The 15,445-nt window shown below is 45.2% G+C and carries 15 protein-coding genes; 12 read left to right on the forward strand and 3 right to left on the reverse strand.

Going from position 1 to position 15,445, the window contains the following annotated elements; translation table 11 throughout:
• Positions 1 to 206 precede the first annotated feature (206 nt).
• The 3 genes from ABFW99_RS13710 to ABFW99_RS13720 all read left to right on the forward strand — a co-directional run bounded on the left by ABFW99_RS13710 (position 207) and on the right by ABFW99_RS13720 (position 3,585).
• Positions 207 to 698 carry a GNAT family N-acetyltransferase gene (locus ABFW99_RS13710; protein WP_349353093.1) on the forward strand — a complete coding sequence of 164 codons (492 nt, stop codon included), beginning with the start codon at positions 207 to 209 and terminating at the stop codon, positions 696 to 698.
• A 125-nt stretch (positions 699 to 823) separates the two neighbouring features.
• Entirely contained in the window at positions 824 to 2,146 is a 1,323-nt protein-coding gene (locus tag ABFW99_RS13715; protein ID WP_349353094.1) for a TlpA family protein disulfide reductase, read from the forward strand.
• Between the two features lie 194 nt (positions 2,147 to 2,340).
• The gene (locus ABFW99_RS13720; protein WP_440707530.1) at positions 2,341 to 3,585 is read left to right on the forward strand and encodes a S8 family serine peptidase; all 1,245 of its coding nucleotides are present in this window, start codon (positions 2,341 to 2,343) and stop codon (positions 3,583 to 3,585) included.
• A gap of 128 nt (positions 3,586 to 3,713) precedes the next feature.
• Here the strand turns inward: ABFW99_RS13720 and ABFW99_RS13725 are convergent, their stop codons facing one another.
• Positions 3,714 to 4,487, reverse strand: coding sequence for a lytic murein transglycosylase (locus ABFW99_RS13725; protein ID WP_349353096.1), 774 nt, complete (start codon positions 4,485 to 4,487; stop codon positions 3,714 to 3,716).
• A 131-nt stretch (positions 4,488 to 4,618) separates the two neighbouring features.
• On the opposite strand from ABFW99_RS13725, the gene ABFW99_RS13730 reads away from it, so the two are divergent.
• The 9 genes from ABFW99_RS13730 (at position 4,619) to ABFW99_RS13770 (ending at position 11,594) form a co-directional block, all read left to right on the forward strand.
• On the forward strand, positions 4,619 to 4,831 hold the full coding sequence (locus tag ABFW99_RS13730) for an addiction module protein (protein ID WP_349353097.1): 213 nt from the start codon (positions 4,619 to 4,621) through the stop codon (positions 4,829 to 4,831).
• Complete coding sequence (locus ABFW99_RS13735) at positions 4,828 to 5,133, forward strand: type II toxin-antitoxin system RelE/ParE family toxin (RefSeq protein ID WP_349353098.1); 306 nt, start codon at positions 4,828 to 4,830, stop codon at positions 5,131 to 5,133. Before ABFW99_RS13730 ends, ABFW99_RS13735 begins: the two co-directional genes overlap by 4 nt.
• 126 nt (positions 5,134 to 5,259) lie before the next feature.
• Positions 5,260 to 6,681, forward strand: coding sequence for a dihydrolipoyl dehydrogenase (gene lpdA / locus ABFW99_RS13740; protein ID WP_349353099.1), 1,422 nt, complete (start codon positions 5,260 to 5,262; stop codon positions 6,679 to 6,681).
• Between the two features lie 81 nt (positions 6,682 to 6,762).
• Complete coding sequence (gene lipB, locus ABFW99_RS13745; protein ID WP_349353100.1) at positions 6,763 to 7,485, forward strand: lipoyl(octanoyl) transferase LipB; 723 nt, start codon at positions 6,763 to 6,765, stop codon at positions 7,483 to 7,485.
• 178 nt (positions 7,486 to 7,663) lie between these two features.
• On the forward strand, positions 7,664 to 8,542 hold the full coding sequence (gene lipA / locus ABFW99_RS13750; RefSeq protein WP_284700193.1) for a lipoyl synthase: 879 nt from the start codon (positions 7,664 to 7,666) through the stop codon (positions 8,540 to 8,542).
• Between the two features lie 106 nt (positions 8,543 to 8,648).
• Entirely contained in the window at positions 8,649 to 9,359 is a 711-nt protein-coding gene (plsY, locus tag ABFW99_RS13755) for a glycerol-3-phosphate 1-O-acyltransferase PlsY (protein ID WP_349353101.1), read from the forward strand.
• Positions 9,356 to 10,372 carry an NAD(P)H-dependent glycerol-3-phosphate dehydrogenase gene (locus tag ABFW99_RS13760; RefSeq protein WP_349353102.1) on the forward strand — a complete coding sequence of 339 codons (1,017 nt, stop codon included), beginning with the start codon at positions 9,356 to 9,358 and terminating at the stop codon, positions 10,370 to 10,372. Before plsY ends, ABFW99_RS13760 begins: the two co-directional genes overlap by 4 nt.
• 40 nt (positions 10,373 to 10,412) lie before the next feature.
• On the forward strand, positions 10,413 to 11,111 hold the full coding sequence (locus tag ABFW99_RS13765; protein ID WP_349353103.1) for an AlbA family DNA-binding domain-containing protein: 699 nt from the start codon (positions 10,413 to 10,415) through the stop codon (positions 11,109 to 11,111).
• A 30-nt stretch (positions 11,112 to 11,141) separates the two neighbouring features.
• The gene (locus ABFW99_RS13770) at positions 11,142 to 11,594 is read left to right on the forward strand and encodes a HesB/IscA family protein (protein WP_349353104.1); all 453 of its coding nucleotides are present in this window, start codon (positions 11,142 to 11,144) and stop codon (positions 11,592 to 11,594) included.
• 147 nt (positions 11,595 to 11,741) lie between these two features.
• Here ABFW99_RS13770 and ABFW99_RS13775 read toward each other — a convergent pair whose 3' ends face one another.
• The gene (locus tag ABFW99_RS13775) at positions 11,742 to 14,081 is read right to left on the reverse strand and encodes an amino acid permease (protein ID WP_349353105.1); all 2,340 of its coding nucleotides are present in this window, start codon (positions 14,079 to 14,081) and stop codon (positions 11,742 to 11,744) included.
• Between the two features lie 109 nt (positions 14,082 to 14,190).
• On the reverse strand, positions 14,191 to 15,441 hold the full coding sequence (locus ABFW99_RS13780; RefSeq protein WP_349353106.1) for an NAD(P)/FAD-dependent oxidoreductase: 1,251 nt from the start codon (positions 15,439 to 15,441) through the stop codon (positions 14,191 to 14,193).
• Positions 15,442 to 15,445 lie beyond the last annotated feature (4 nt).

Genomic DNA, 15,445 nt, shown 5'->3' on the forward strand with positions numbered 1-15,445 from the left:
CAACAAGGAACTCCGAACTTTGGACCATTCCGTTCAAAATTTAGAGTTGGATGTTCCTTGTTTGGTGTTTAACTGTCCAAAAATCATTAAAGCCAAATTATCTTTTTGCAAAGAAAAGTTAGAAAAAGGTTATTTCCTTTAAACCTCCGCCTAATCTTTTTAACTTTACGGCTCACAAAAATTACTGTAAACAAAATCATAAAAAAGTGATTGCAGAAGCAGACGTTTCAACTGACGTCAAGATTTTAAAAGCCGATTTAAGTAACCCTAAACACGCCTCAGATATAGTCAAGATTGTAGACCTCTTTGCGAGAGATCCTATGGGGCAGGATGAACCGCTGGACGAGGAAGTCCGCGTAGATATGATCGCAGAGATGAAGAAGGTGCCCACCACCATGACCTACATCGCCTATGCCGGCGAAAAAGCGCTGGGTATTGTAACCTGTTTTGTAGGATTTTCAACCTTTACGGCAAGCAAGGTATTCAAAATTCATGATGTAGCCGTTCACCCCGATGCACGCGGGATGGGAATCGGAACCATGATGCTGGAAAACATTGAAAACGAAGCCAGGGAAATGGGCTGCTCTAAAATTACCCTTGAAGTGCGGGAAGATAACCCGGCGCGCCGCCTGTATGAAAAACAGGACTTTGAATACGGTGATCCGAAATGGTATTTCATGACGAAGAACCTCGGGTGAAAACCGAACAAGGAACATTGAACTTCGAATATTGAAGTGAAGCCTCTTCTTAGCAGAAGAGGCTTTTTTTGTTTAAATGTTTTCCCCATATTCATTCGTCATTGTAGTCACTTGTACTTAAACGCATGAAAAGATTAATTATACTGTTTGTAGGGTGCCTGCTGTTAGCATCCTGCAACAATAAAACTTCCGGGCCGCCCTTCAAGATTGAGCTGGAACTAAAAGAGAACTCCGGTCAGGTTCCGCCATTACTTGCGGTGTCTATGGGCGGCGGGTTTATTTTTGACCCTGAATATCCGGGAGAGCCTACTGAAATGCCTGAAGGGTTACAGAATGGAGAGATTTTTCATGGCATCATCGATTTGTATCAATACGTGAGTCAGGGTCACGCCGCGGGATTTATCAAGGAGTCTATTTTTCAGAGAAACAGTGCCCTGATAGATTCTGTTACTATTACCGATGAGTGGGTAGATGTAATTTTTACGGTGGCTGTTGGCGAAGACGAACAAGGCAGAGCCATAGCATTTGTGGAAGGTAAAGATGGAAATTTCCCGGATGATCCAATTTACTTTGATTCCACCACGGTTGAGTTTCAGGATCAGGTATTTAAGGTGATGGAAGCCGTAGTTCCGGCCCCCTTTGAATATTACAATGGTGAAGAAGTGGTGTGGCATGAAGGCAAGGCCAGCCTGATGTACCTTTCCGATTCCACTCCCTCCGAAAGCTTACAGTTGTTCTATCATAAAATCCGAATGGGGACATGGACGGTTAATGACCAAACATTCGATATTCTCCTCTCCAAAGAAAGTGCTCCTCCTTACCGGAAAGAGTTATACACCTATTTATACATAGACCTGGACGAAGACGGAACATTTGACGTGATGCCCGATGGCATGGAGGCATACCCCGTAACGGAGCCCTTCAACATAGCCGGGGAAAGCTGGAAGATAACCGATATTACCATCGACGGCAGCTCGGTAACCATAGACGTATCCGAAGAGAAAGTGGACCCTAAAGTAGCCCTCCGTCCGGGTATAGAAGCCCCGAATTTTACCGCCACAACTGTAGCGGGAAATCAGTTCAACCTGGAGGAACTTCAGGGTAAATACGTGATGCTTGATTTTTGGGGAACGTGGTGCGGACCTTGTATCGATGTCCTGCCGGTGTTAAAACAAGCCTATGAAGAATATGGCGGAGCTGATTTCGAAATTATAGGAATAGCCAATGAAGTTAGTGCCGATGGTTTTAAGAACTTTCTGAAAAATGAGGGCATCAGCTGGCCTCAGGTTCTGGAAATCTATGAAGAGAATAATACCATTCAGGAAATCTATTCAGTCAACTCATATCCCACCTATTATTTGATCAACCCGGAAGGGGAAATTGTAGAGTACGGGATGGCATTGTCGGAGGAGAACCTTATGGGCACGTTGAGCAAATATTTGGATTGATCTATACAGGCACAGTTTGGGGTCTATTTTCTGTATTCTTGCCCCTAAACACAGTTAAATCAACACTAATTTGTAACATTTATCATTTTTTTACTCTTGTGTATGCAAGCAGTTAATAAATGACCGGTCATAGATAGTTAGCTAACTCTTAATTGCTGTGTTATAAAAAGAACACCAATTAACAGAGGTAATCTATGTCAAGTACTATGTTAAAAAAGCTAAGCTCTTTACTAATTATCGGGGCATTAGTCGTCACAGGATGTGACCAAACAACAAGCGTTAAAAAACAAGACGAACTCACCAAGCAAGAGAAAGCCGAGCAAATTCTGGCTAAACAAAATCAGCCTATTGACGGGCAGTACATTGTGGTTTTTAAAGAAGAAGGCAATGAACGGAGGATGGCCAAAGCTCAGCGGGCGCAGCAGGTTGAACGAAAAATCAGCGCTGTCTCTGCAGAGAATAACATCCCGGAAGAAAAAATCAGAAGTACCTATAAATATTCTGTCAGTGGTTTTACGGCCGAACTGGACGATGAACAGCTTTCTGCTTTGAGAAACGATGAACGTGTTGATTACATCGAGCAGGATAGAATTGTGATCTTGTCTCCCCCTAAAGCAACACAATCATTCTGGTGCATTTATTTCGGTATAGGATGTGACTATGGCGGCGGAGATCCTCAGGTAACTCCTTATGGCATCAATCGTGTAGGCGGAGCCGTTGACGGATCGGGTTTAACGGCCTGGATTCTTGATTCCGGAGTTGATCTGGACCATAACGACCTGAATGTGAACACTCAACTGAGTACTTCTTTTGTAGCCACAGAAAGCACGGCCGATGATGGCAACGGGCACGGAACGCACGTTGCCGGAACCATTGCTGCCCTGGATAACGACATTGATGTGATAGGTGTAGCTGCCGGAGCAAGCGTTGTTGCTGTAAAAGTATTAGATAGTAACGGAAGCGGTGCCTATTCCGGTGTTATTGACGGCATCGATTATGTGGCAGCTAACGGATCATCCGGAGATGTTGCCAACATGAGTCTGGGTGGCGGAACTTCTCAGGCTGTGGATGATGCAGTACGAAATGCGGCAGACAACGGAATTATGTTTGCTCTTGCGGCCGGTAACGACGGTGCCGATGCCAACAACTCTTCTCCGGCCCGGGTTGAGTACAACAATGTATGGACCGTTTCTGCCATCGACAGCAACGATAATTTTGCCTCTTTCTCTAACTACGGAAACCCACCGATTGAATATGCCGGACCCGGCGTGGATGTTGAATCTCTTTGGAGAGACGGCGGTGTGAACACCATCAGCGGTACGTCTATGGCAACACCTCATGTGGCCGGTGTGTTATTGGTTACCGGAGGAAATCCTTCTACCGATGGAACGGCCAACGGCGATCCTGACGGAACTCCCGACCCAATCGCAACGCATTAAGAGCAATAGTAGCTCCTAAACATAACAAAAGCCCCCGCTCACATATGAGCGGGGGCTTTTTATTTTTGGGAAAGCTTAGGCCATCATGCTGAATTTATCTTGTGCAAGAAAAAGTAACGGAGACTACACTACTTAGTCTTTTCAATTTTCTTTGCTTCTTCTGCCAGCTCCAACACTACCTTGGTATACATGGTGCTTGGGTTATAGCGCATAACAGCCTTCTCTATGCTGCCTGTAATTTTGTAGAAGTGAGACAGGTAATTGGCCACAGAAAAAATATTGTTCGGCATAAAATAAAGATCAGAGCCCACCCACCAGCGATTCAGTGAATAAGGGATAAACTGGGCATATGACATGGCACCTGCATAACTTGATTCAAGTGACAGTATATCCAGGTTGTTCTTTTCGGCAAAGATAAGCAGCTCTTCCAGCTGAGCTTTCGACCAATCACTTCTATACCCTTCTGCATACATAGATACATAAGCATTAAACGGGTTATAGCTTCCCTTGTACTTCCCAAATTCCGATTCAATTCCGATTATACCGGCAATTACGTGCTTGGGGATACCGTATTTTTCCTGGGCAGCATCTAACTCCGGGGCATATTTAACCAGGAAGTCTTCCAGCTTTTGTTTTTTAACATCGTACTTGATGATTCCCTGATAGTCCTCAAAACTCTCGATTTTAATTTCAACCGCCCGTGTAAACTTGCCGGTTATATCATCGATAAGTTTAAAGCGGGGATCGTTAAGCAAATCATTGAATGCATAGCCCTTATCCTCAAAATATTCAGCAAGCTCATCAATGTTGGCTTTTAGTTTGCCCGGATCGGAATGATCAGCAGATGCCGTACATGGAATCGTTAGCAGGAATAACAGGAGTGTGATGATGGTCTTTTTCATAATAGTCGCGTTTTGTTTCGCCTCTCTGAGCTCTATTATAACAAATTCAGATTGATTTGATTATTAAAGATTGTAGAGTTTTTGAAGTTACTTATCGTTGAGATATATTAAACGTAAACCAATTTCATGTTATGAGAGATCAATTAATAGAAGAATTAAAGGCTTTATCTCCGGAAGAAAAGCTCACCGTAACTGAGATTTTATGGGACAGTTTGAAAGAAGAAAATGTGTCCATTTCTGAGAGTCAGCTAAATATAATCAGGGAAAGAGAAGAAGAATATAAAGCCGGAAACCAAAAACTATATAGCTGGGAAGAGGTGAAAAAACTGGCCAGGAATAAATGAAGCTTCTTCATTTTACGGACGCCGCAAAAGAAGATTATCTTGAGGCAAAAGCTTGGTACACTGAGATTAAAGATGTTCTGGGGGATTATTTTGAATCTGCAATTGATCATACGATTCAAAGAATCTTAGCCAATCCATTGGAATTCCCCATTATTACTGGGAGTACGAGAAAGGCATTGGTGACGCACTTTCCCTTCAATATCTTCTTTATAAACATCAAATCAGAGAATAGTATAATTATCACAGCTGTACTTCATCACAGACGGAACCCCAAACAATTGGAGTCGGTAGATCAAAATTGAACATTCCTCGTTCAATATTCGAAGTTCAAATCAAAAACCCTTACCTTTTAGGGCTTTAAAAAGTCCGCTTCACGGTTTTGTTTGTAATGAAGCGATTAACTTCAAAAACTATTATCAGAAAGTACCATGGCAAAAGAATTTGATGTATGTGTAATCGGGTCAGGCCCCGGCGGATATGTAGCCGCAATTCGTGCTTCTCAGCTTGGCTTTAAAACAGCAATTGTTGAAAAAAGACATCTTGGTGGTGTTTGTTTAAATATTGGTTGTATTCCAACCAAAGCCCTTCTTCGTTCAGCTGAAGTGTATGAATCTATCGAGCACGCCTCTGATTACGGAATTAACGTGAAGGACTACTCAGCCGACTTCGACGGTATAGTGAAGCGGAGCCGTGGTGTTGCCAACAAAATGAGCAAAGGCGTTCAGTTCCTGATGAAGGCGAATAAGATTGACGTTTTCATGGGAACGGGTGTTTTTAAATCCAAGTCTGAATTGTCGGTAAATGACGATAAGGGCAAAGAGCAGGAAAGCATCAAGGCGAAACATTTTATCGTGGCTACCGGAGCGCGACCACGTCAGCTTCCAAGCCTGGAAATTGACGGCGATATGATCATCGATTCTGAAAAAGCCATGCAGCTCGATAAGCAGCCTAAGAAAATGGTGATTGTCGGAGCCGGCGCGATTGGTGTTGAGTTTGCATATTTCTACAATGCTATCGGAACAGAAGTAACGATTGTAGAGCTTCAGGATACACTGGTGCCTGTAGAGGACAAAGACGTTGGTAAAGAGCTTGGTAAAATCTATAAGAAAAAAGGCATGAACGTGATGACCGGAAGCACGGTCGAAAACGTGAAGAAAAAAGGCAAAGGGGTTGAAGTAACCGTTAAGACCAAGAAAGGCGAAGAGAAAATCGAAGCCGATGTGGTTCTTTCTGCCGTAGGTGTGACCGGAAACGTTGAGAACCTTGGATTAGACAAAGCCGGCGTTAAAACCGAAAAAGGTGCTATCGTTGTTGATAAGAAAACATATAAAACCAATGTGGATGGAATTTATGCCATTGGTGATGTAATCGGTGCTCCATGGCTGGCTCACAAAGCTTCTCATGAAGCTGTGGTTCTTGCCGAGCAGCTGGCTGGTGAAAACCCGCATCCTGTGAATTACAATAACATTCCGGGCTGTACGTATTGCGAACCACAAATTGCTTCAGTTGGGTTGACCGAGCAGGCTGCCAAAGATGAAGGTTATGATGTGAAAGTTGGGAAGTTCCCGCTTTCAGCATCCGGTAAAGCAACGGCTTTGGGTCACGAAGAAGGCTTTGTGAAAGTGGTATTCGATGCCAAGTATGGCGAGTGGTTAGGTTGCCATATGATTGGATTTGGCGTAACGGAAATGATTGCCGAAGCAGTTGTAGCGCGTGACCTTGAAACCACCGGGCATGAAATTATCAGTGCGGTTCACCCACACCCAACCCTCTCTGAGGCGGTGATGGAAGCTGCAGCTGAAGCCTACAACGAAGGTGTACACTTAGGAACTCCGGTTAAGAAGAAGTAAGAACATCGAACAAGGAATTACCAACTTCGAATGTTGAACTAAATGGCTCCCCACCGGGAGCCATTTTTATCTGTGAATGTGATGAGCAAAAAAGTCGAACTGTACGATTTGGGTTCTGCCTCATATCAGCCGATATGGGATTTACAGCATGCCGTGCAGCAGCGCATCATAGATGAAAAACGGGCTGAGCAAAAAGGTCAGTTCGAGGGAGCCCGACTTGACGACATCCTTCTTTTCGTAGAGCACCCCCATGTGTACACCCTGGGTAAAAGCGGGAACGAAGAAAACATGCTTCGGTCTATGCTGGAGCTTCAGGAACTGGATGCAGAGTATGTAAAGATCGATCGTGGCGGAGACATTACTTATCATGGCCCGGGTCAAATAGTCGGCTACCCTATTTTAGATTTAGACCGGCATTTCACTGATGTGCATAAATACCTGCGCTTTCTCGAAGAAGTGATTATTCGTGTTTGTGCAGATTACGGATTTGAAGCCGGACGAATCGAAGGAGCCACTGGTGTTTGGGTTGATGATGCCAAGATCTGTGCCATGGGCATTCGCTGTTCCCGATGGGTAACCATGCACGGCTTTGCATTCAATGTGAATACGGATCTCAGGTATTTCAATAACATCGTTCCGTGCGGAATTGACGACAAAGCTGTAACCAGCTTGCAGAAATTAACCGGCCGGGAAATGGACCCTGAGGAAGTGAAGAAAAGGATTGTTTCTCACTTCGAAAACGTTTTCGAAGTATCCATTTCTCCCAAGGGTTCCTTGCAGGAAGTGGAGCATAATATTTTGTAACTTTGTACATAATTTGTCATCGCGAGGAGCTTAAATAGTTGGAGTGGATATAGAACTATTTCGACGAAGCGATCTCCCAGAAATGGCAATTAAATTGAATAATAGAGATTGCCACGGGATTTGCTTCCTTCGGTCGCCGAATCCCTCGCAACGACATGCTGAAATTACCAGAAGCACCATGATTAAAGAACTACAGGTAGTAGATAAGCCATCCGAAAATCGCAGACCCGACTGGCTGCGTGTTAAACTTCCATCAGGAGAGAAATTCAAGGAAGTTTCGGAGAATATCCGGAAACATAATTTGAATACAGTATGTGCTGAAGCCCGCTGCCCTAATATGGGCGAATGCTGGGGAGCCGGTACCGCTACCTTTATGATTTTGGGAGACGTTTGCACCCGTTCATGTGCTTTTTGCGCTATTAAGACTGGACGTCCTCCGCAAGACCTCGACTGGGATGAACCCAAACGAGTAGCTGATGCGGCGGCTAAGATGGGCTTAAAGCACGTGGTACTTACTTCGGTTAACCGCGATGAACGCAAAGACGGCGGTGCACCTATTTTTGCAGAATGCCACAAAGAAATCCGAAAAGCTATCCCCGGTGTAACCATCGAATCTCTGATTCCCGACTTTCGCGGAGAATGGGATGCCGCCCTTCAAATCGTATTTGATACTCCGCCCGATGTATTAAGTCATAACCTGGAAACCGTACCAAGTAAATACCGAAGAGTTAGGCCTCAGGCTCGTTACGAGCGCTCGCTGGAACTCCTTCAGCGCACAAAGAATGCCGGGCTTAGAACCAAAACCGGTATCATGGTTGGTTTGGGCGAAACCCGGGAAGAAGTCATTGAACTGATGCAGGATTGCGTGGACCACGGCGTGGATGTACTCACAATAGGTCAATACATGCAGCCTACCAAAATGCACCATCCGGTAATGGATTGGGTGCACCCCGACCAATTTGCGGAATACAAAGAAATCGGTGAGAAATTAGGCATAGAGCATGTGGAAAGCGGCCCTTTGGTTCGATCCTCTTACCATGCGGAGCGCCACGTTTAGTAACCGGCCCCTATTATTTTCTGTTGATGAGTTTTTACAGCAATTTCAGCCAATAACCGTTAACTAATTTGCTGCGGTTGTAGTAACTTGGAGCAAATAAATAGCTATGGTTTCATTATTTGTTGTTTTATTGGTCAGTTTCCTGTTGGGATCGATCCCATCCTCGCTTTGGGTGGGACAGATTTTCCATAAAACGGATATCCGAACGCAGGGAAGCGGTAATCTTGGAACCACCAACGCATTTCGAATTTTAGGGTGGAAATCAGGAGTATCAGTTTTGGTACTCGATTTTATGAAAGGCTTTGTAGCCTCTTTTTGGGTGAGTCTTTATGCTTTTGAAATTGGAAATGGCCCCATTGCCCCTCCCGGCTGGGAAGCCGATGCTTTTCTGAAAATTACCTGTGGATTGATGGCCGTTATAGGACATATGTTCCCCATTTTTGCCAATTTCAAAGGTGGAAAGGGGGCCGCAACCGCATGCGGTATGCTTTTTGGGATAGAACCGATTTCCATCAGTATTTCTTCCGTTGTATTTATCGCTATTACCTTTTCTACCCGATACGTTTCTTTGGCTTCCATAACGGCCAGCTTTATCTACCCCATCAGTTTGGTGATTATGCGCTATGGGTTCGGGTATTATGTAGATGGAAGCATCATCATTTTTGCCACGTTTATTGCAGCCGGTATTATTTACAAGCATAAATCAAATATTCGGCGTTTATTAGACGGAAATGAGAACCGTGTAAATCTTTACGGAAAGAAGAATAAAGAAGAAGATGAACAGGCTGCTGAGAAGTTGGCCGAGGCAGAAGCATGAGTAAACGAAATGTTACTATTGTCGGAGCAGGAAGTTTTGGAACGGCCCTGGCCCTGGTTCTGGATACCGCCGGAAACAACGTGCAGATGTGGGCCCGGGAGGAAAGCATTGCTAAACAGATTAATGAAAAGCACATCAATCCCTCTTACCTGAATGATGTGGATTTGCCGAAAGGTATACAGGCATACAACGATTTAGAGCAGTGCCTGAAATCTCAGGACATGGTCGTTTTTGCAACGCCTTCTCACACCCTGAGGGAATTAGCAGCCAAATTAAAGCCCTGCCTCGACGGGCATGAAATTCTGGTTACCGTAGCCAAAGGGATTGAAAACGACACCTTCAAAACCATGTCTCAAATATTGGTTGAGGTGATGGAGGGCACAACCTATGAGGATAATATCGGGGTATTATACGGCCCGAGTCATGCCGAAGAAGTTGGAAAACTGAAGCCGACTACGGTTGTTGCTGCTGCATATTCGACCCGGACGGCACGCATAATTCAGGAAACCTTCCTGACGCCTATGTTTCGTGTATACATCAATAATGATGTGATTGGAGTGGAAATAGGTGGTTCTGTAAAAAATATCATGGCTATTGCAGCGGGTATCGTGGATGGAGCTGAATTGGGAGATAATGCCAAGGCCGCACTCATTACCCGCGGGCTCCATGAAATGAAGCGCATGGGACTTATGATGGGAGCTCACTCCGATACCTTCTCGGGATTAACCGGAATGGGCGATTTAATCGTTACTTGCACAAGTACACACAGCCGGAACCGATCGGTAGGATTTCGCATTGGTAAAGGAGAGAAGCTGGACGATATCATCGACAGTATGAATATGGTAGCTGAGGGCGTAAAAACAACAAAATCGGTTAGAGACTGGGCCGTTAAAAATAATGTTGAGATGCCCATTACCCGCGCCATTTACAGTGTTTTATTTGAAAATGTTGACCCGCGGGATGCGTTGTATGAACTCATGACCCGCGACCCTAAAGATGAAATCGTGATGTAGCCGGTTTTATCCAGAGTTCAACCTATAATCATCTACAATCATGAAAGACGAACTCGAGTTTTATTTACAATACACCGACAGCGTTCAGGTTTCCAGGCTCACCCCAAGCGACCTTAAAGGACTGATTCAAACCGGTGAAAGCAGCTTTTTGGAATTCAAACACAGTGTTGCTTCGCCCGAAAAAATTGCACGGGAAATTGCTGCCTTCGCCAATACAAAGGGTGGAACCATTCTGATCGGTGTTGAAGATAACGGTGAAATGGTAGGAGTGGAAGGGTATCACGAGGAAGAGTTTTGGCTAAACCAGGCTGCCTCGGAAGAATGTATTCCGGAAGTTCCGATCTCCATTGAACTGGTAAACCTTGGCGAACGCGATGTGCTGATTGTAAAAGTACCGGAAGCCGAAGAAAAGCCGGTGTATGTGAAAGGAAAGAAAGTTCGGCAGGTGTATGTACGCCTGGAAGATGAAAGCGTGGTTGCCAGCGATGAATATATAGAAGTGCTCAAGCAGAATTATTCTGATGAAGGTTTCACATTTGAGTATGGAGAAAAAGAGCAGCAACTCTTTCGTTTTCTGAATGAATACGGAGACATCACGGTTAAGAGGTTCTCACTGCTGATAAGTGTGACCACCTATCGTGCGGCTAAAATTTTGGTGAATTTAGTGAGTGCCGGAATTCTGGATTTATTCGAAAAAGACGGAATTACGCATTACACATTTTCCAAAAAAAGTTCGTAATTTTGACTCGTTCTAAATAAAGGGAGCGACATGAGTGTTCAAGAAGAAAATTTAGATGATGTTATTTCCTCACTGATTGATGTGGATGAAGAGGAGGAAACGAGTTCACCACAGCCCATCACGCAAAAAGACTACCAGAAAAAAGAGCTGACCGGCGAGCCGGTGGTGCTTACCGAGCGGGCCGCCCGACAAGTGGAGAAAATCAAACAGCAGGAAGATATGGATGAGAACCTGTATCTGCGCGTAGCTGTTGATGGTGGAGGGTGTTCCGGTTTAAGCTACAAGCTGGGCCTCGACTACCGCACCGATGAGGATAATGTGTATGAAAGCCATGGGGTGGAAATTATCGTAGCCCCCAAACACCTTATGTATTTAGAGGGAATGCAAATCGACTACCCCGATGGATTAGACGCTCGTGGTTTTACCTTTGACAATCCCAATGCCGTTGAGAACTGCGGCTGCGGCACATCTTTCGCTATTTAAAGACCTCACCTCTTTCATAGTATGTTGTCATTCCTGCACAGGCAGGTAAATAATTGGTACACGAAGACGAGCAGTTGTACTTTTATGACATCAAAATCCCGGGCACACGTCTCGAAATAACATAGTATAGAAACCTGCTTATAGTAACTAATTATTATTCTCAGGCGAAGAGGTCATTCCCAACTGCTCTTTCACCCGCTTGATGCCTTCCGTTGCTTTCAGTTTCCAGTCTTCTGTAACGTAACGACGAACCATCAATACGGAACAAGGAGCCCGGTCGGCAATAATGTCCGGTATGGTTCCAAAGAGTACGTTTCGAATGCCCCACTCATGAGAAGCTCCGATAATAATCAGGTCATCCTGATGCTCTTCAAGCTCCTCCAGAATGCCGCCTGTTACATCTGTGGATTCTTTAATGGTGAAAACCACTTTGTCAAACCCTTCCAGCAAGGGGCTGACACGTTCCCGGAGTTCCTGCTCTTCTTCCTTAAGGTCGATGCCGGGCTTCACCAGCCGCAGAACGCGTAATTTGGCGTCAATGGCTTGCGCAATACGGATTCCTATTTCCATTCCAAGCCGTGCATGAAGTCCGCCACCCCAGGGCACTACTACCGACTCAATGTTTTCCAGCTCACGGTCTTTCAGCACGGCCAGGTCAGCTTTCAGGTTTTTGATGATGGGCTGAATGGGAGTGTTATAAATACGGCCGAGGCTAAATCCTCCCTGCCATCCCATAACCAGCATGTCGGCTTCCCGGTTTTCTGTTTCGTTAATCAATCCTTTAAAGATATCGTGAGAAGCAGCCGAAGCTGAATCGAAGGTAGTGGAGGCAAGCACTTCTTTATTTCGGTAATCAAGGTTTTCAACCCGGGAGGCCTCACTTATATTTTGGATACTTTCGCGAACCGGTTCTTGCTGCTGAATCATTCGTTCAACAGTTGAAATGGGAGTCTGAAAAGGAACTTTGAGCATGTTTAAACCCGTCACAGAACCGCCCTCTTCTTTACCTGTGGCTATGAGCTGAGAGACTTTTAGTAAAGCCTGCTCGTGAATGGGATTTGCAAGTGCGGTAATAACTTTACGTCCTTGCTTGATATCAAGCGCACGAATAGCCGGCGCCCATTCCTCAAATTCAGAATCGTGACGTTCGGGAGCTTCAACCAGAACCTTGATCCCCTTCTCCTTCCAATTCTGTTTGAATTGGGGAACGGCATGTTCAAACTCAACCCGGGATCTTCCCCAAATCATATACCAGGCCAGGCTAACAACGATAAGCACCACAACGGCAATCTGGGCAAAAGTACCGGATGAAATAATAATGGACAAACAGCCAATAGCAGCAAGTATTTGCAGCCAGGGGGTACCCGGTGTTCGGTATGTGGGCTTGTACCAGTCCGGATTGGAGACCCGTAACACCACACAGCCAATATTGAGTGCGGCATAGCTGTAAAGTTGAAGCACACTGGCAATCTTGGCCAAATTTTCGAGGCTGTCGAGCAGCAGGAACAGCAGCGCCAGGATGCCTGTAAGCACAATAGCCCGGTAGGGAGTAAGTAATTTTTTGTGAATGGCACTTAACCAGTTTGGAACCATGCGGTCTCGGGCCATGGCAAGGTTAATTCGGGATGAAGCCATGATGCTGGCATTAGCAGACGATAAAGTCGCTAACAGTCCGGCAACGATAATGGCGATGGCTCCGGGATTACCGAGGATGGTGCGTGCCGCAGTAGTTAAAGGATCACGAACATCAGCGATGGTAGATTGCGGAAACATGCCGCCGATCACAAGTACAATGATTACATACAAAAGCGTGACCAGTGCTACAGAACCTATTAAAGCACGGGGTAAATTCTTGGAGGGTTTTTTAATTTCCTCGGCAACAGCTGCAATTTTCACAAATCCCAAAAAAGAAACAAAAACCAGGGCTGTGGTGGCAGAAATAGAATCAAAGCCAAAAGGCATGAACGGGTCGTAATAGTCAGCCTCGATATGAAATAATCCAAGAACACTGAATCCACCCAAGATCACAAACAAAATAAGAACCACTACCACCTGTGTACGGCCCGATTCTTTCGCACCCACTACATTTAAAATAGTGAGCAAAACTCCTCCAATCACCGCACCCCAAAAGGCTGAAAGCGGCAGGAATTGAGCCATATATTCTCCCAGTCCATACAGGTAGAAAGCGATGGCAAAAGTAAGACTAAGCCAAATGCCGACCCCTGAAATAGCTCCGAAAGCAGGACCTAAGGAGCGGGAAACGAAAAAATAATCGCCTCCGGATTTGGGCATCCCGGTTGCTAATTCAGCTGCGCTGGAGGCCGTAATCATACAAACCAATCCGGCAGATAAATAGGCAAAAATGGCCGCCGGCCCCGACATTTCCAAAGCAATACCAGCCAGCAAGAAAATACCTGCGCCTATCATGGTACCAGCTCCGATGGTTAAGGCGTCCCAAAATCCGAGCTCACGTTTTAAATCTGCCATAAAAAGATGTCCTAAATGAGTTAAGGGGCTAAGCTACTATCTATTCAACAGAAGTAAAATTATTAAGCAGCTAATTTTTTTGTTTTAGTGAAAGATGAATCTTAGAAAATCACCGACCTGGGATGTCATCCTTCTTGGCAATTAAACGCACTCCGCGCTTAAAGGTGATATAGTGCCAAACCCACTCAGCAAACACTCTGAATCGGTTTCGGAACCCAATGAGAAAGAAAATGTGGATGAGACCCCACAGCAACCAGGCAAAAAAGCCGCTGAATTTAAACCCACGAATATCAGCCACAGCCTTGGCGCGACCAATGGTTGCCATGGTCCCTTTATCCACATAGCGAAAGGGTGTTCGGTTATTAGAGTCTTTCTTAATTAAATCTCCCAAATATTTGCCCTGTTGAAGGGCTACCGGCGCCAGCCCGGGAAGTGGCCTCCCTTTGTTGTCTTTAACATGAGCAGCATCTCCGGCTACAAATATATGTGGAGAACCTGCAATGGAAAGGTCCGGTTCAACTATTGCCCTTCCAATGCGATCTGTCTCTATATCTAAGTTTTCAATTAGCGGAGAAGCCTTTACCCCTGCTCCCCATATAATGTTCGGCGTTTTGATAAACCGGTCGTCTATCTGTACACCATCTTCCTTCACCTCCTGTACGGGAGTATTCAACAGCACTTCAACTCCCATGTTTTCCAGTGTTTTCACCCCTTTTTCCGGGAGAGGTTCATCAAAGCCATTCAGGATACCATCAGCAGCTTCAACCAAATATATCTTGGTTTCTTCCGGCTTGATATTTCTGAAATCCCTCATCATGCTTCGTTTGGCGATCTCGGCAATAGATCCCGCCATTTCCACTCCGGTGGGTCCGCCACCTATCACCACATAAGTCAAAAAGGGTTTTCGCTTATCCGGATCAATGATTTGTTCGGCTTTTTCGAGAGACAGCAGAATACGTTCCCGAATTTCAAGGGCATCCGAAAGGGATTTTAATCCCGGGGCGTGTTGTTCCCAGTCTTCATTGCCGAAGTAGTTATATTGTGCACCGGGAGCTAAAATCAGGTAATGAAAAGGGAGGCTGGATCCGTTTTTAAGACGAATACGATTGCTGGTTTTGTCAACCTCGGTTACTTCACCCAGAATAACCTGTACATTTTTCTGCTTGCTGAAAATAGCCCGGATGGGCATGGCAATATCTCCGGGAGAAAGAGCTGCTGTAGCAACCTGATAGAGCAGAGGTTGAAACAGATGGTGATTGGTCTTGTCAACAATGGTGACGTTGAATGAAGTGCCGGCCAACTTTTTTGCAACCGAAATACCGACAAAGCCCCCGCCTACTATTACTACGTTTTTACCCATATTT

The organism is Gracilimonas sp. BCB1 (genome assembly GCF_040117685.2).
Taxonomy (GTDB): Bacteria; Bacteroidota; Rhodothermia; order Balneolales; family Balneolaceae; genus Gracilimonas.

What these genes read in the sequence shown, in the direction of transcription:
- ABFW99_RS13725 (WP_349353096.1), bottom strand. Translation starts at nt 4,487, where the DNA reads ATGAAAAAGACCATCATCACACTCCTGTTATTCCTGCTAACGATTCCA.
- ABFW99_RS13720 (WP_440707530.1), top strand. Translation starts at nt 2,341, where the DNA reads ATGTCAAGTACTATGTTAAAAAAGCTAAGCTCTTTACTAATTATCGGG.
- ABFW99_RS13770 (WP_349353104.1), top strand. Translation starts at nt 11,142, where the DNA reads ATGAGTGTTCAAGAAGAAAATTTAGATGATGTTATTTCCTCACTGATT.
- ABFW99_RS13735 (WP_349353098.1), top strand. Translation starts at nt 4,828, where the DNA reads ATGAAGCTTCTTCATTTTACGGACGCCGCAAAAGAAGATTATCTTGAG.
- ABFW99_RS13765 (WP_349353103.1), top strand. Translation starts at nt 10,413, where the DNA reads ATGAAAGACGAACTCGAGTTTTATTTACAATACACCGACAGCGTTCAG.
- ABFW99_RS13715 (WP_349353094.1), top strand. Translation starts at nt 824, where the DNA reads ATGAAAAGATTAATTATACTGTTTGTAGGGTGCCTGCTGTTAGCATCC.
- lipB (WP_349353100.1), top strand. Translation starts at nt 6,763, where the DNA reads ATGAGCAAAAAAGTCGAACTGTACGATTTGGGTTCTGCCTCATATCAG.
- lipA (WP_284700193.1), top strand. Translation starts at nt 7,664, where the DNA reads ATGATTAAAGAACTACAGGTAGTAGATAAGCCATCCGAAAATCGCAGA.
- ABFW99_RS13780 (WP_349353106.1), bottom strand. Translation starts at nt 15,441, where the DNA reads ATGGGTAAAAACGTAGTAATAGTAGGCGGGGGCTTTGTCGGTATTTCG.
- lpdA (WP_349353099.1), top strand. Translation starts at nt 5,260, where the DNA reads ATGGCAAAAGAATTTGATGTATGTGTAATCGGGTCAGGCCCCGGCGGA.
- ABFW99_RS13730 (WP_349353097.1), top strand. Translation starts at nt 4,619, where the DNA reads ATGAGAGATCAATTAATAGAAGAATTAAAGGCTTTATCTCCGGAAGAA.
- plsY (WP_349353101.1), top strand. Translation starts at nt 8,649, where the DNA reads ATGGTTTCATTATTTGTTGTTTTATTGGTCAGTTTCCTGTTGGGATCG.
- ABFW99_RS13760 (WP_349353102.1), top strand. Translation starts at nt 9,356, where the DNA reads ATGAGTAAACGAAATGTTACTATTGTCGGAGCAGGAAGTTTTGGAACG.
- ABFW99_RS13775 (WP_349353105.1), bottom strand. Translation starts at nt 14,081, where the DNA reads ATGGCAGATTTAAAACGTGAGCTCGGATTTTGGGACGCCTTAACCATC.